This is a genomic window from Pseudenterobacter timonensis, from assembly GCF_900021175.1.
GTDB classification, from domain to species: Bacteria; Pseudomonadota; Gammaproteobacteria; order Enterobacterales; family Enterobacteriaceae; genus Enterobacter; species Enterobacter timonensis.
Window position 1 is genome coordinate 273,939 of record NZ_FCOP01000011.1, and the last position, 15,450, is coordinate 289,388.

15 protein-coding genes are annotated in these 15,450 nt (G+C 53.8%); 5 read left to right on the forward strand and 10 right to left on the reverse strand.

Annotation, left to right across the window (positions count from 1 at the left end; translation table 11 throughout):
- Nucleotides 1-8: 8 nt before the first annotated feature.
- The 4 genes from BN3796_RS07665 to arcA all read right to left on the reverse strand — a co-directional run bounded on the left by BN3796_RS07665 (nt 9) and on the right by arcA (nt 4,772).
- A complete protein-coding gene (locus BN3796_RS07665; RefSeq protein WP_061707785.1) occupies nt 9-1,412 on the reverse strand; it encodes a YfcC family protein in 1,404 nt (467 codons plus the stop codon).
- Between the two features lie 46 nt (nt 1,413-1,458).
- On the reverse strand, nt 1,459-2,463 hold the full coding sequence (argF, locus tag BN3796_RS07670) for an ornithine carbamoyltransferase (RefSeq protein WP_061707786.1): 1,005 nt from the start codon (nt 2,461-2,463) through the stop codon (nt 1,459-1,461).
- Nucleotides 2,464-2,629: 166 nt separating this feature from the next.
- Entirely contained in the window at nt 2,630-3,541 is a 912-nt protein-coding gene (gene arcC / locus BN3796_RS07675) for a carbamate kinase (RefSeq protein WP_061707787.1), read from the reverse strand.
- A 10-nt stretch (nt 3,542-3,551) separates the two neighbouring features.
- A complete protein-coding gene (gene arcA, locus BN3796_RS07680; protein WP_061707788.1) occupies nt 3,552-4,772 on the reverse strand; it encodes an arginine deiminase in 1,221 nt (406 codons plus the stop codon).
- 673 nt (nt 4,773-5,445) lie between these two features.
- Here arcA and BN3796_RS07685 point away from each other — a divergent pair.
- On the forward strand, nt 5,446-5,898 hold the full coding sequence (locus BN3796_RS07685) for a YhcH/YjgK/YiaL family protein (protein WP_061707789.1): 453 nt from the start codon (nt 5,446-5,448) through the stop codon (nt 5,896-5,898).
- A 42-nt stretch (nt 5,899-5,940) separates the two neighbouring features.
- Here the strand turns inward: BN3796_RS07685 and BN3796_RS07690 are convergent, their stop codons facing one another.
- From BN3796_RS07690 to BN3796_RS07700, 3 genes are read right to left on the reverse strand one after another with little or no spacing between them, the layout of a single operon-like run.
- Nucleotides 5,941-6,921, reverse strand: a complete 981-nt coding sequence (locus tag BN3796_RS07690) for a fimbrial protein (RefSeq protein ID WP_061707790.1) — start codon at nt 6,919-6,921, stop codon at nt 5,941-5,943.
- A gap of 12 nt (nt 6,922-6,933) precedes the next feature.
- A complete protein-coding gene (locus BN3796_RS07695) occupies nt 6,934-9,417 on the reverse strand; it encodes a fimbrial biogenesis outer membrane usher protein (protein WP_061707791.1) in 2,484 nt (827 codons plus the stop codon).
- Between the two features lie 14 nt (nt 9,418-9,431).
- The gene (locus BN3796_RS07700; RefSeq protein WP_061707792.1) at nt 9,432-10,109 is read right to left on the reverse strand and encodes a fimbrial assembly chaperone; all 678 of its coding nucleotides are present in this window, start codon (nt 10,107-10,109) and stop codon (nt 9,432-9,434) included.
- A 253-nt stretch (nt 10,110-10,362) separates the two neighbouring features.
- Here BN3796_RS07700 and BN3796_RS07705 point away from each other — a divergent pair, with 253 nt between their 5' ends.
- The gene (locus BN3796_RS07705) at nt 10,363-11,343 is read left to right on the forward strand and encodes an IS5-like element ISKpn26 family transposase (protein WP_000019450.1); all 981 of its coding nucleotides are present in this window, start codon (nt 10,363-10,365) and stop codon (nt 11,341-11,343) included.
- Between the two features lie 100 nt (nt 11,344-11,443).
- Here BN3796_RS07705 and yehD read toward each other — a convergent pair whose 3' ends face one another.
- From yehD to argL, 3 genes are all read right to left on the reverse strand, one after another.
- Nucleotides 11,444-11,911, reverse strand: coding sequence for a fimbrial protein YehD (gene yehD, locus BN3796_RS07710; protein WP_061707793.1), 468 nt, complete (start codon nt 11,909-11,911; stop codon nt 11,444-11,446).
- A 340-nt stretch (nt 11,912-12,251) separates the two neighbouring features.
- On the reverse strand, nt 12,252-13,256 hold the full coding sequence (gene argF, locus BN3796_RS07715) for an ornithine carbamoyltransferase (RefSeq protein WP_061707794.1): 1,005 nt from the start codon (nt 13,254-13,256) through the stop codon (nt 12,252-12,254).
- A complete protein-coding gene (argL, locus tag BN3796_RS21165; RefSeq protein ID WP_407681202.1) occupies nt 13,226-13,372 on the reverse strand; it encodes a putative translational regulatory protein ArgL in 147 nt (48 codons plus the stop codon). Before argL ends, argF (BN3796_RS07715) begins: the two co-directional genes overlap by 31 nt.
- 48 nt (nt 13,373-13,420) lie before the next feature.
- Between argL and rraB the strand changes: the two genes are divergently transcribed.
- The 3 genes from rraB to BN3796_RS07730 are packed head-to-tail and all read left to right on the forward strand — an operon-like array spanning nt 13,421 to nt 15,384.
- Nucleotides 13,421-13,843, forward strand: a complete 423-nt coding sequence (rraB, locus tag BN3796_RS07720) for a ribonuclease E inhibitor RraB (protein ID WP_061707795.1) — start codon at nt 13,421-13,423, stop codon at nt 13,841-13,843.
- Nucleotides 13,844-13,889: 46 nt separating this feature from the next.
- A complete protein-coding gene (miaE, locus tag BN3796_RS07725) occupies nt 13,890-14,648 on the forward strand; it encodes a tRNA isopentenyl-2-thiomethyl-A-37 hydroxylase MiaE (protein ID WP_061707796.1) in 759 nt (252 codons plus the stop codon).
- A gap of 19 nt (nt 14,649-14,667) precedes the next feature.
- Nucleotides 14,668-15,384, forward strand: a complete 717-nt coding sequence (locus BN3796_RS07730; RefSeq protein WP_061707797.1) for a hypothetical protein — start codon at nt 14,668-14,670, stop codon at nt 15,382-15,384.
- Nucleotides 15,385-15,450: the final 66 nt, after the last annotated feature.

Sequence of the window (15,450 nt, forward strand, 5' to 3'; positions counted from 1 at the left end):
CCGGTAATTCAAATCAGAGCCCCCAGGCTCAGCGTCACCATAATCACCACGGTCAGGATCGCCAGCAGCGGCGCCACCCACTTCAGATAGCGTGCATAAGGCACGCGGGCGATAGCGAGCCCCCCCATAACCACCGCGGAGGTCGGCGTCACCAGGTTGACGATACCGGAAGCGGACTGGTATGCCGTTACCACCAGATCGCGATGAACGTTAGCGAAATCGGCAAGGGGCGCCATGATCGGCATCGTCAGCACGGCCAGACCGGATGATGACGGAACGAGAAAAGACAATACCACTTCCAGCCAGTACATAACGTTGATGAATACGACAGTTGAGAGCCCTGTGACCATATTTTCTGCGCTATGCAGGATGGTATGCGTGATCATCCCCTTGTCCATCACCACCACAATACCGCGGGCAATACCGATAATCAGCGCCACGCCCAGCAGATCCCGCGCGCCGTTGATAAAGGTCGATGTCAGCTCCTCTTCGCTCATTCGCGCAATCAGCCCGACGATAATGGCGCCCGCGAGGAAGACGGCGGAGATTTCGCCCATCCACCAGCCGAGCACCGCCACGCCGTAAATCATCACCGCGAAGGCGAGGGCGAAGATCACCAGAATTACTTTACGTACCGGGGTAAATTCCAGGCCCTCTTCGCTTTTATTGCCGAGGAAGTGGGCCAGGTTCTCCTGCTGTTTATCGGCCACAATCGACAGCGACGGGTCACGACGAACCTTGCGGGCATAACGCATCACCCATGCCACGCAGATGATCCAGCCGATCACCAGCAGCGCTACGCGCAGCATAATGCCGTTGGTGAAGGGGATCCCGGCGGCGTTGGCGGCGATAACCGTGGCGAAGGGGTTAATGGTTGAACCGAGCGTGCCGATCCCGGCGCCCAGCAGCACGGTGGAGGCGGCGACAACCGGATCGAAGCGGGCGGCCAGCATCACCGGGACCAGCAGGGTGTAGAACGGCAGGGACTCTTCAGCCATACCGTAGATGGTGCCGCCTGCGGCGAACAGCGCCATCAGGATCGGGATCATCCACTCTTCACGACCGCGCAGCCTGGCCATCACGCGTTCGATCCCGGCATCAATCGCGCCGGTTTTAGTGACGATCCCCAGGAAGCCGCCGATGATCAGCACAAACAGCGAGACGTCAATCGCGCCCGCCTGGCCGGTATCGGGATCGTAGAGTCCGGCGATCGGCGCCATCAGCACCGATACCAGCCCTTGCGGGTGGGAGGCGACGTGGGCGTAGGTCCCGGCGACAGGCACCTCCTTGCCGAGGGTGGCGTTCATCGCCATCTGGTATTGTCCGGCGGGAACCAGCCAGGTCAGTATCGCCACAACGATAATAAGAAAAAAGAGAATGGTGTAAGCGGAAGGAAATTTGAACTTGCCCATGATGTTCTCCTTACCCCGGCGCGCCTGGCGGCGCGCCGGGCGGTGTTTACTCGCCGAGTGTCGCCACCATGACCGCTTTAATGGTGTGCATGCGGTTTTCCGCTTCGTCAAAGACGATGGAGTTCGGGGATTCGAAGACCTCTTCGGTCACTTCCAGCCCCTTCAGGCCATAGGCCATTTCGATTTCGCGGCCCACTTTCGTATGCTCGTTATGGAACGCCGGCAGGCAGTGCATAAATTTCACGTTCGGGTTGCCGGTCGCCTGGACCACGCGGGCGTTGACCTGATACGGAGTCATCAGGCTGACGCGCTCTGCCCAGGCTTCTTTTGGCTCGCCCATGGAGACCCAGACGTCGGTGTAGAGGAAGTCAACGCCCTGTACCCCTTCTTCCACCTCTTCGGTGAGCATGATGCGTGCGCCGGTCTCTTTAGCGATGACGCGGCACTGTTCCACCAGCCCCGCCTCTGGCCAGAAGGATTTTGGCGCCACCAGACGAATATCCATCCCCATCTTCGCGGCACCCACCATCAGGGAGTTACCCATGTTGTTGCGCGCATCGCCCAGGTAGGCAAAGCTGAGTTGCTGCAGGGTTTTGCCCGGCGAATGTTCCAGCATGGTCATCAGGTCGGCGAGGATCTGGGTCGGGTGGAACTCGTTGGTGAGACCGTTCCAGACCGGCACGCCAGCGTATTCGCCCAGCTCTTCCACGATATCCTGGCCGTAACCGCGATATTCGATTCCGTCATACATCCTTCCCAGCACCCGGGCGGTATCTTTCATTGACTCTTTATGGCCGATCTGGGAACCACTTGGGCCGAGGTAAGTGACCTGCGCCCCCTGGTCAAAGGCTGCCACTTCAAAGGCGCAGCGGGTACGGGTAGAGGTTTTTTCAAAAATCAGGGCAATGTTTTTACCGACCAGATGCTTTTCTTCACGTCCGGCCTTTTTGGCCGCCTTCAGCTCGATGGAGAGATCGATCAGCTGCTGGATTTCCGCCGGGGTGTAGTCCAGCAGTTTGAGGAAGTTGCGGTTTTTAAAATTGGTGGTCATGGGTAAATCCTTTTTTAAATGAATAATGTTGTGTTCCCCTCACCCTGGTCCTCTCCCCAGAGGGGAGAGGGGGCAGCCGGTGCGGTTCCCCCTGGCTTATCGCGAGGGGCTTTTTCACCCTCTCCCCTCCGGGGAGAGGGCAGGGGTGAGGGGTAAGTCTTTGCAATCAGTGGCGAATCAGCGTGCCTCGTTCACCTGCCAGGATCGCCGGGCCGTCCGCCAGCGCGCCGATACCGGCCACGCCGTGGCAGCTCTCCACGAACTGCCGACAGGCGGCGACCTTCGGCCCCATGGAGCCGGCGTCGAACTGAAGGTTGCTGAGCTCCTGCGGTGTCACCTGGGTGAGCGGACGCTGGGTGGGTTTGCCCCAGTCCAGGTAAACCGCGTCGGCATCGGTCAGGATGAGCAGAGCGTCAGCCTCGATCTGGCGGGCCAGCAGCGCGGCGGAGAGATCTTTATCAATCACCGCTTCAATGCCGTGGTAGCCGCTGGCATTCTCCACCACCGGTACGCCGCCGCCGCCGTTACAAATCACCAGATGGTCGCGGTCGATAAGCGCGGCAATGGCGTCGCTCTCCACGATCCGTTTCGGCTGCGGGGAGGGGACCACGCGACGGAAGTAGTTGCCGTCAGCCTTGAAGATCCATCCTTTTTCCGCTTTCATCGCCTCGGCCTGCGCCTGGTCATAAACCGGGCCAATATATTTGGTGGGATGGCTGAACGCCGGATCGGCAGGGTCCACCTCAACCTGGGTTAACAGCACGCTCACCTCGCGCTGCGGAAGATGATTTTTCAGCGACTGCTGGAGCATGTAGCCGATCATCCCCTGGCTCTCCGCCCCGAGAATATCGAGCGGATAGGGGGTGACTTTGTCGTAGGCGCTGTTCTGCAATGCCAGCAAACCGACCTGCGGTCCGTTGCCGTGTACCAGCACCACGCGCCACTGTTCGGTCAGGCCTGCGATGGTGCGCGCGGCAATATCGATATTGTGACGCTGAATTTCCGCTTCCAGCGGCTCGCCGCGTTTGAGCAGGGCGTTGCCGCCAAGGGCAACAACCAGAGTGGGTTTTCTTTCCATGATCGCTCCTTTAAATTCCGTCACGTTCCAGCGGGCAGCTCATGCAGCGTGCGCCGCCGCGACCACGACCCAGTTCGTCGCCAGGGATTGGCAGAACGGTAATACCCGCCTTGTCATATTTCTCGTTGGTCCAGATGTTGCGCTCGTAGCCGATGACGACCCCCGGGCGGACGGTCAGCACGTTATTGGCGTCATTCCACTGTTCGCGCTCCGCTTCGAAGGCATCGCCGCCGGTGGTGATAAGCCGTATCTGGTCGATACCCAGCGCTTTTTCGATAGCGTGCAAGAAGTTCGTTTCCTGAGTACGCTGAATACCACCGCGGCCATCCGGAGTGAGGGTCCAGCAGGGGGCTTCCTGGCGTACCACTTCCGGGTAGACGGAGAAGGTATCCAGATCGATGTGGGTCATAACGGTATCAAGGTGCATGCAGGAGCGGTGCTTCGGCAGCTCAAGGGCGATTACCCGTTCCGCCTGATGATGTTTAAAGAGGCTGTTGGCGAGAAATTCGACTCCCTGCGGGGTGGTGCGTTCAGAAAGACCGATTAATACCGCGCCGCGACCGATAACTAATACGTCGCCCCCTTCAAGGGTGGCGTGATCGTAATTTATATTCTCATCGCCATAATATTTAATGAAGTTTCCGTCAGCAAAAGCGGGATGCCAGCGATAGATAGCGCGCAGGTTATTGGTTTCGCGCTGACGTGCAGGTTTGGCCATCGGGTTAATGGAGACACCATTATAAATCCAGCAGGAGGTATCGCGGGTAAATAAATGGTTGGGCAGCGGCTTCATAATAAAATCATTCGGCGCGTGGGTGTCGACAATCATATTTTTAATGAATGTCGGAATTTCTCCGTAGGTTAAACCGCCGCTTAAACGACGCGCCAATTCACGGTGCGGCATATCCGCCAGCCAGCCGCGCACGTCGCCTGCAAAGGTCGGCCCGAGGCGATAATCAGAAATCTGGGTATCCAGAAGCCAGGTTTTAGCTTCAGCGATATCAAGCGTTTGGGTCAGAAGATCGGTCAGCAGCAGAACTTCCACACCCTGCCCGCGCAGTGTGTTGGCAAAAATATCATGCTCCTCGCCTGCACGCTCCACGGATAATACATCATCAAACAGTAATTCCTGGCAGTTGGAGGGGGTGAGACGTTTTAAGCTTAAATTTGGACGATGCAGCATAACGCTGCGCAATTGACCAATTTCAGAACCAACGTAATGCTTTTCCATAATTATTCCTTCGATTTTTTCAGAATAAAAAGGGCTCTGCTATGAAAGTGATTTTATTCATAGCCATGTAACCGCAGCTCTTTGTTGAAATTAATAATAGGCGGGTTGCAGTTTCTTTTTGTGATATTCCTCACGCGAGACGGGTAATTGGCTCACTGACTTTCAAATGCATGATTAGGGTCAGAGAATAACGAATTGGTGCCGGCAGAGGAATGAATACCTAAGCACTATCCGCTGTGGTTATTTATGTTTGTTATTAATTTGTTTGTTTTTTCAATTGGAAATAATTAGTTAACGCATTGATTTTAAATCTATTTTATTGGAAGGCGGAATGAGTATGCAAATTCTGGAATAATTATTTCTGCATTAGGATAAATCGCAAAATAAATATTTTAAAAGTTGCATAAAAACGAGGCGGTCAGTTTTGTGACGGCGAGAGCATTTTTTTTATAAGTTATGCTAATTCAGTGTGTTAACGGAGCGGGGGATCGGGCCCGGAAGTGGGTTATGCATATCCGCTGAATAATTCGCAGTTTCGCGTTAACAATAAATTAACGTTACATCCAATAACCATGCGCTGGCGCAAATCTTCATCAAAAAGCGGTGGCAGGCTGGCCACGATTTTCGTATAAAAGATAAAAATGAAACAATGTTTTAATCTGAGGACTACATTATGATCGTGGGTAACATTCACCACCTGCAACCCTGGCTGCCGGCAGCGCTACGCCAGGCTATCGAACATGTTAAAGCGCACGTCGACGACGCTACGCCGTGCGGCAGGCATGACATTGACGGCAACGACTGCTTTTATCTGGTCTCTGAAGATATGACCCAGCCGTTTGCCGAGCGCCGCGCCGAGTACCACGCCCGCTACCTCGATATCCAGATTGTGCTGAAAGGGCAGGAAGGGATGACCTTCAGCACCCTCCCGCACGGCGAGCCGGATACCGACTGGCTGGCCGACAAGGACATCGCTTTTCTCCCTGAAGGCGAGCAGGAAAAAACGGTGCTATTAAATGAAGGGGATTTTGTGGTCTTTTACCCCGGCGAAGTGCATAAGCCGCTGTGCGCGGTAGGCAGCCCAGCGCAGGTGCGTAAGGTCGTTGTGAAGATGCGGGTAAACTAATCGGTCCCCCTCTCCCCGTGCGGGAGAGGGCTGCCCGGCGGATCAGTTATAGTCCACGATAAATTTCACCCGGCTCTGCATTTCGCCGGGCTGCAATGCTTCTCCCGGGATGCGCACATAACGGGCGGTGATGGGGAAGGTGTAGGTCGTCTTGAGCTCGGCTCTGTTCTTTATTGACTCCAGCACGTCACCGCGTTTTAAGACTGTCGAGGAATTATCCCTGAAGATCTGAAACCCCACCCCCGTTGCGCCAGGCGATAAGGTATTTTTCAGTATCTGTCCGCTGGTGTCCCAGTCGCCGTCTGCCACCTTAAAGCTGACCGGATTGGTTGAGACGTTATGGACGCCGTCGCAGGTGAGTTGCAGCTCGGTTTTCCCCGTCTCGGTATTTTTGCCGGTGAGCATATTGTTTATGGTGGTAGGGGGCATATTGATGGTGTACTGATGCTGGGTGAAACGGCAGGTGGTGGGTTTGTGTGTGAATGTTAAAGTTAAGTATTGTCCGTAGGAGACATCTCGATTTAGCTTCCCCGTAAATAAACAATAAAGCCATGAAAAGAAATTATTGCCACAGGAGTTGGTTGTAAGAAAACTTATAGCGGCATCTTTGCGCTCATAACTATTGCTGGTCGTTTTATCATTAGAAGTGTTGGAATTAACATATTCAGCCTTAAGCGTGAAAGGCCTTTGATTAAATTGTTCCTGCGTCGTAGTTTTGTTATTGCCGATAGTGACAGGAAATGCATCGTTAGTTATATTGATTTTTACAAAAATCGATTTTGATGAAGTGTTGTCTGTAAATTCAATGATGTAATCTTTAAATGGCGTGGTGAAATACATTTTGTCGCCCGACGTGTTGCAGCGAAATTCATCATTTAAATTTGTGCTGAATTGAGTTGTATAACTACCATCGGTCATATCAATATCAATATTTTGGGATGCAACTGTATTACCGCCGAGCGTACAGCCTGCCTGCCCCGATAAAGGAAGTAATAAAAGAATTACCAGCAAAACGTGTTTCATATCCATCCCTTTCTATCGGCAAGTATAAGTTTTATTTTCATCAATCTGCTTATCAAGCGTGATGGTGCAGAATTGCCCTTGCTGTTTATCCGTTGCGATGCGCAGCGCCGCCGGAACCTCATCAGAGCGGATAAAGATCTGGCTTCCCTGGCCGACCAGACCAATGTTGTTGCCGTTCAGATCTTCCACCTCATAACCAAAGGTTAAGGGTTCACCATCCGCACGACGCGCCTGTAGCCAGGCGAGCTTCCGCCTGTCGGTTTCAAATTCGGTCATCACCACCGCGCCGCGATAAGGCACCGTACCCTGACGGTTGCCGCGCAGCCCGACCTCGCTCTCTGATTGAGAGAGATCCAGGGTTAAGAAATTTTCCCGGTAGGGCGTCAGGCTGTCGTAAATGGCGTAGCCCCGGGCGTCGGTACGCAGGTATTGATGGCCCTGCACCGCGGCATCTTCCAGCCCGGGGGCTTTAATAATCGCCAGCGTATCGGAAAGCCGGTTAGTGAGGGCGATGCCATCAGACCAGGCCACCACGCCGCCCTGAATATTGGCGCTGGCCTGCTGGTATTTATTCGACTGGCTGTAGCTGCCGTTCAGGGTGGCGAGCGGAGCCAGCCACGTCAGGCCGCCGCCTGCGGTGGTTTCCCTGTTCTGCTGGCTGTGGCTCAGGTTGGCATTGAAGTTATACTGGTCGCGACTGCCGAAGGTCCCCGTCAGGCTGGTATTATTCGACTCATATCCCCCCTCATCAAAGGTCGTGGAGTTGGAGAGGTGCATATCCCGGCGGGCGATATCGCTGTTATCGCGCCACGATAACGGCACCGAGAAATAGAGGTTAAAACGCTTATCTTCCTGGTTATCGCTGTCGTAGGTCTGGCTGGCCGACAGGGTATAGCTTACGCGACCGAGCGTATTGCTGTAGCTTACCTGGTAATCCTTGCCGGTACCGCTCCGCCCCCAGTAATCACGCCATAGCCCGCTGATGGCCAGCTGACCCCACCCCTCCGGCAGCGCCTGGTTAACGTTGAGGGTAAAACTGTTTTTACGTCCAAAGTCGTCCCGATAGTAATCCGCGATATCATAGATATCGTCGTCATGATGGTACTCATTTTTATTGTTGGCCCAGACGTAGTCGTTAAAGGTGCGGTAATTTCGTGAGGAGTAACGATAGGCTGCCAGCGAGAAATGGGTTGAGGAGTGGGGGAAATATTTGTTCCAGGCCACCTGATAGCTTTCCCCCTCAAAGAGATCCCCGTTATCCTGTTTGCTGCGCGACCGGGTGCCGTCGATGGATACCGCGCCGATGATAGTGTTCCAGGCCGAGCCCAGCGTCCAGGCGTGATAATCATCGGCAAGCATGGCGCCGCCATAGAGGCTGAACAGATTATTGACCCCTACCTGCAGCGTGGACTGCAAAAAATCCGCCTGCGCCGACGCCCCTTCGATATCGCTGCGCCCGGCAGAGAAATCATATTTCACTACCCCCGGCTGCAGCATGTTCGGCACCGTTGAATAGGGCACGACGTAACGCGATACCGAACCGTCCGCCTCTTTAATGCTGACATCCAGATCGGCGCCACCGCCTGCCAGCTGCAGATCTTCTATTTCAAACGGGCCGGGCGGCACCTCCTTTTGATAAACCACAAAGCCGTTTTGCTCCACCGTGACCAGCGCGTTACTCTGAGCGATGCCGCGCACTACCGGGGCGAAGTTTTGCCTGGAGTGTGGCAGCATCTGCATATCGCGCGCGAGCCGCACGCCACGAAAGCGCACTGAATCAAAAATATCCGAACCGGTGTATATATCCCCTGCCTGCAGGTTGCCCAGAATCTCCGGGATCCCCCGCTCCAGATAGAGGGTATTGCTTTTCCACTTTCCGCTTTCGTCTTCACTTTTCGTAAAGTTGAGGCTGGAGTGAAGCTGCCAGCCCAGCAGATTCAGACCGCTGATAAAGCTGGCATAGCTGCTTTTATCCTCTCCACCCTCTTTATAATGGCTGTAATACTGGCTGGCGTAGTAAGAGCTGTAAAACGCGTTAATCCCCCGATCCCAGGTTTCGGGGGGCATATACCCTTTTTCATACTCCACAACATAGATCTGGGGAACGCTCAGGTTAAGAATAAACTGACCGGTATCAAAGGCGACGCTGCCGCCCTGCACGACGGTATTAAGCGGGACGCACTCAACGGATTTATCCAGACTGAGTTTATCGAGCTTTATGCCGATATTTTCAATTTGCTCGCGGGTTAAACAGGTCTGGTCAATATCCTCGGGCACGGTAATGTTATAGTGACCACGCCACTCGTTATTTAAATAAACGTCCATCTCGTAATCGCCAGGCATGGGCTTGTCGCTGTCGATCTGATAGTCGGAAATTTTTTCTCCCTTTAACCCTCCGACCATAAAATGTGTATCAAACGATTCAACGTCAGCCCATGCCCGAACGGGGCCCAGCAATGCAAACAGAGCAAGGGTGATGGCGTTTATTTTTAACATAATCTATCCTTAGATTATTGTGTTTTTATTTTCTCGCTCAGGTAGTTTCCATGATCGTCAATCAGCGTAACGGTATAGCTCTGGGCAGTGGTGGCAACGGGTACCGTTATATCTGACCAGGGCGCCAGCAGGCAGGTCGATTTATTCACTTTGTTTTTAACAGCGATAGTCGGAATAGTTATCCAGTTCGCTGAGTTGTTTTTTATATTGACGGCGCCGCCAGCATTTCTGATATTCAGGCGAGAAAAACTTTCTTTATTGACGGCGGTGATCCCCTGCGGGCGGTAGATAAATTTAATACGGTTCTGCAGGGCGAATTTAAGCACGTTTTTATCGGCCATAGCCGGATTATTAGGCGGAATATCGAGCACGTTAAGGTAAAACAGGCTCTCCTTATCTTTGGGAAGGTGGTTAGTGAGCTGTTTGATTTTCAACTGCTGGCCGGAGCCGGGGGCCACGCGGGTGACGGGGGGCGTCAGCATAAAAGGCACGCGGATTTTTTCCGGCGGCTGGCTGGTATCCCCGTCGTCAATCCAGGACTGGACCAGGGAACTTTGCTTGTCATCGTTCATCAGCTGAACGGTAATCTCTTTTCGCTGCGCAGGATAAATAACGCGGGTGCCGTAAATATAGATGCCACTCCATGAGGGGGCCGCTGCGCATGCCAGTAATAGCAAAATAAGCTTTTTCATAATGCGCTGTCCTTAAAGCAGAAAAAAAGGCGGCTCGTCTCCTGCCGCCAAAGGAGAAATTAGTCAGAAACAACGGTTAAGGTTAGAGAGGACGCGACTTTACCTGGTGTAACGGTGCCCGTTGTACGTGCATATTTCGCTGAAAAATTAAGCAGGTAATTTCCATCGGAATCGACTTTTTCTAAGGAAGGTGCGAACAAGTTCCTGATATGAGATCATCATATTCATCCGGAGCGCATCCCAGAGGGACATCATGAGCCATCAACTCACCTTCGCCGATAGTGAATTCAGCACTAAGCGCCGTCAGACCCGAAAAGAGATTTTCCTCTCCCGCATGGAGCAGATTCTGCCATGGCAGAATATGACCGCTGTCATCGAGCCGTTTTATCCCAAGGCGGGCAATGGCCGACGGCCCTATCCGCTGGAGACCATGCTGCGTATTCACTGCATGCAGCATTGGTACAACCTGAGCGACGGTGCCATGGAAGATGCCCTGTACGAAATCGCCTCCATGCGCCTGTTTGCCCGATTATCCCTGGATAGCGCCCTGCCGGACCGCACCACCATCATGAATTTCCGCCACCTGCTGGAGCAGCATCAACTGGCCCGCCAATTGTTCAAGACCATCAATCGCTGGCTGGCCGAAGCAGGCGTCATGATGACTCAAGGCACCTTGGTCGATGCCACCATCATTGAGGCACCCAGCTCGACCAAGAACAAAGAGCAGCAACGCGATCCGGAGATGCATCAGACCAAGAAAGGCAATCAGTGGCACTTTGGCATGAAGGCCCACATTGGTGTCGATGCCAAGAGTGGCCTGACCCACAGCCTGGTCACCACCGCGGCCAACGAGCATGACCTCAATCAGCTGGGTAATCTGCTTCATGGAGAGGAGCAATTTGTCTCAGCCGATGCCGGCTACCAAGGAGCGCCACAGCGCGAGGAGCTGGCCGAGGTGGATGTGGACTGGCTGATCGCCGAGCGTCCCGGCAGGGTAAAAACCTTGAAGCAGCATCCGCGCAAGAACAAAACGGCCATCAACATCGAATACATGAAAGCCAGCATCCGTGCCAGGGTGGAGCACCCGTTTCGCATCATCAAGCGGCAGTTCGGCTTCGTGAAAGCCAGATACAAGGGGCTGCTGAAAAACGATAACCAACTGGCGATGTTATTCACCCTGGCCAACCTGTTTCGGGTGGACCAAATGATACGTCAGTGGGAGAGATCTCAGTAAAAACCGGAAATAACGCCAGAAATGGTGGAAAAAATAGCCTAAATAGGCTGATTCGATGTGTTTGCGGGAAAAAAATCGGCCCAGATCCGCGAAATTTTAATCAGCGAGTCAGCTTGGGAAGAAATGACCTGCTTATTCGCACCTTCCCTAAAGGAATTCTATCGCTGACGCTGGGTTTGATGTCAGCAGAGTTAACGGTAACAGAAAATCCAACTCCCTCAGCGTCAGCAGTGTTAATTGTAATGTCTTTGCCATCAAGAAATTGTGTTTTTGAGACGGTAAGATAAGGCACGTGCCCCTCGGGAAGATTTGCACAGTTTATTTTCAATGGCATTACAGTTTGGTTTTCATAACCTTCGTAAGACTGCCATTCTTGTGTTGCAATTATTGAAGCAGAGCTGACAGGGTTCATTTGAATTATGGCTTCATTGTTATCAATAAATTTACAGGTAGAACCGACAACTTCGCCATTAATGATTAGTTTGCCACTTTCATAGTCATCAGCAAAAGCCCCCGCACTAACAAAAAGAGCAGAGAGTACAGCAGCGGTAACCAGTGAACGCTTCATAGTATCTTCCTTAATAGGGTTATTTCTCATTGTTAAGAGACGTGAGCTCCTGATTAAGGATTTTCACATGAAAGCTCGTTATCGCAATGTGAATGCAATGTTTTTTTGATTAAAAACAAATTATTTGATGCAATATAGTTGCAACAAATATCTATCATGAATATATTCGTAAGGATAATAAATTGCGGTGAATTATCTTTTAAGCATTCATTGCAATGATGATATAGCCGCTTAATTAAGCGCTGAGCCGGGCAATACGTATGGTTCAGGAGAGATCGGCAGAGGGAAAACGTCTGGCGGACAAGTTCCCTCTCCGCCAAATGGAGAGGGAGCAGGGCGATTACTCTCCGAGCGTCGCCACCATAACGGCCTTGATGGTGTGCATCCGGTTCTCCGCCTGATCAAAGACGATGCTGGCGGCGGACTCAAACACCTCATCCGTCACCTCCATACCGCCGTGCAGATTAAACTCTTTCGCCATCTGCTGGCCGAGCGTGGTCTGGTCGTCGTGGAAGGCGGGCAGGCAGTGGAGGAACTTCACGTCAGGGTTGCCGGTCAGCGCCAACATTTCGCTGTTCACCTGATAACCGCGAAGCAGCGCGATACGCTCCGCCCACTTCTCCTTTGGCTCACCCATCGACACCCATACGTCGGTGTAGATAAAGTCCGCGCCTTTTACCCCGGCGGCGACATCTTCCGTCAGGGTAATTTTGCCGCCGTTTTGCTGCGCCAGCGCGCTGCATTCCGCCACCAGGCTGGCATCCGGCCAGCACGCTTGCGGCGCGACGAGACGCAGATCCAGCCCCATCAGCGCTGCCGCCTCCAGCATGGAGTTGCCCATGTTGTTACGCGCGTCGCCCGCGTAGACCAGCGTCATCTCGTGGAAGGCTTTGCCCGGCAGATGTTCCTGCATGGTCAGCAGATCCGCCAGCAGCTGGGTGGGATGGAACTCGTTGGTCAGCCCGTTCCAGACCGGCACGCCCGCATACTCGGCCAGGGTTTCGACCACCTCCTGACCGTGACCGCGGTACTGAATACCGTCATACATCCGCCCGAGCACGCGGGCAGTATCCTTAATTGACTCTTTATGCCCAATCTGGCTGCCGCTCGGCCCGAGATAAGTGACGCGAGCGCCCTGGTCATAAGCGGCAACTTCGAAAGAGCATCGAGTACGGGTGGAGTCTTTTTCGAAGATGAGCGCGATATTTTTGCCAGTAAGCTTCTGGACTTCCTTGCCTTTTTTCTTGTCATCCTTGAGCTGAGCGGCCAGCGCCAGCAGGGAGGCGATTTGTGCCGGGGTAAAATCGAGCAGTTTTAAAAAGTGCTTTTTAAACAATTCTGACATGCTTTCCTCACATGGCTACTGCCAGTTTTTGAATTAAAATTCACTTTATCTGTGTAATTATTCATTTGCAACCCCAGGGAATAAATCTTTATCACATTAAGTGGAGGCAAACACATCCGTATGTGAAAATAGAAGTATCTGCCGAACTTAAAGAGGAACGAGCCATGGCAAACCCGGAACACCTGGAAGAGCAGCGCGAAGAGACGCGTCTGATTATTGAAGAATTACTGGAAGACGGCAGCGATCCGGATGCGCTGTATACCATCGAGCACCATTTCTCTGCGGATGACTTCGACGCGCTGGAGAAACTGGCGGTAGAGGCGTTCAAGCTGGGCTATGAAGTGACCGAGCCGGAAGAGCTGGAAGTGGAAGAGGGCGATACCGTCATCTGCTGCGATATTCTGAGCGAAGGCGCGCTGAAAGCGGAACTTATCGACGCCCAGGTGGAACAGCTAATGAACCTGGCCGAGAAGTTTGAGGTGGAGTACGACGGCTGGGGCACCTACTTCGAAGACCCGAACGGTGAAGAGGGCGACGAAGACGACGAAGACTATATCGACGAAGAAGACGACGGCGTACGTCACTAAGCGTTTCTGGCGGTGGCGCAGGCCACCGCTTCTTTAAGGCATCACTATGGATTACCCGCAGATACTCGCCCCCGTTCTCAACTTCCTCCAGTGCCCGACCCCGCAAGCGTGGATTGATAAAGCCCGCGATCCGGCCAACCTGCCGCTGCTGCTGACCGACCATATGGTCTGCGAGCTGAAAGCCGCGCAGACCGCGCTCCTGCTGGTGCGTAAATATGTCGCTGACCAGAGCGGCGCCGACGCGCTGCTCGACTGGCTTAAGCCCTATGAAGCATTCACCTTCCGCGAGGGGCCGGAACCCGATTTTGTCGCCCTGCACCGGCAGATTGGTAAAAGCGTCATGCCCAAAACCGTCGATCCCTGGGGGCAGGCGCTTATCGACAGCATGGTGCTGCTGATCAAAGAGGAGCTGCACCACTTCTGGCAGGTGCGCGAGGCGATGCTCGCCCGCCACATTCCGTACGTTAAAATCACCGCCAGCCGCTACGCCAAGGGGATGCTGAAGGAAGTGCGCACCCACGAACCGCTGACGCTGATCGACAAACTCATCTGCGGCGCCTACATCGAAGCCCGCTCCTGCGAACGCTTCGCCGCGCTGGCACCCTTCCTCGACGAGGATTTGCAGAAGTTCTATCTGTCGCTGCTGCGTTCGGAGGCGCGCCACTATCAGGACTATCTGACGCTCGCGCAGCAGGTGAGCGAGGAGGATATCTCCCCCAGAATTAAGCATTTTGGTGAAATTGAGGCCACACTTATTGCGACACCGGACGAAGAGTATCGCTTTCACAGCGGCGTACCGGTCTAAATCGACAATAAGGATATCTATGAACAAGCGGATGCGTATCGGCGCTGTCGTGGTAATCGCGGTGGCCGTAATCAGTGTAATTTATTTCAGTCAACAACCGAGCCGCGACAGCCAGCCTGACGCGGCGTTCAACGACATGCCGGCCTGGCAGGTGATCAAGGAGCAGGATCCCGCTTTCCATAAGCGGATACAGGATCAGATGGTGGTCATGCAGAAAGAGGGTAAAACCGAGCAGCAGATCATCGACGCCGTGCAGCCGCAGATCCTGAAGCTTCAGGTCGGGAAGCTGCAGCACGCCCCGGACGAGAACGTGGTGGAGTATATGCGTCTCAATATGGAACAGACCGCCGCCATGCAGAAGGTGAGCGACGACGACTGTTTCCGCTTCCTCTACCCGGCGGTGAAGGGCGGGGTAAACCCGATGCGCGTGCTGGATAAATCGTTAATGGACCGCCGTATGCAGGCGGATGTGGAGATGATGCGCGCCGCCGCCGGCCCGGACAGGCACACCGTGACCCAGCAGGAGCGTGATACCGCGCGGGCGGACGTCGCGCCGATTATGCAGAAGCTGGCGAAGAAATATGGCGACGATTTTCAGCTCTTGCAGAACCCGCGTAAGGGCGTCGGCAAAGAGAAGCTCTCCTGCGATCTGGTGCAGGATCTGTGGGGTAATGTCCTCGATCTGCCAGAGGAGAGAGCGGCTGGCGTCATTCGTTTAGCCGTATCGGAGATGTAAGCTGTTTTTTTCAGCACTTAGCGTAACTTGCGCGCGCTGCCGCTTGCATGGCCGCGCGCGACAGGT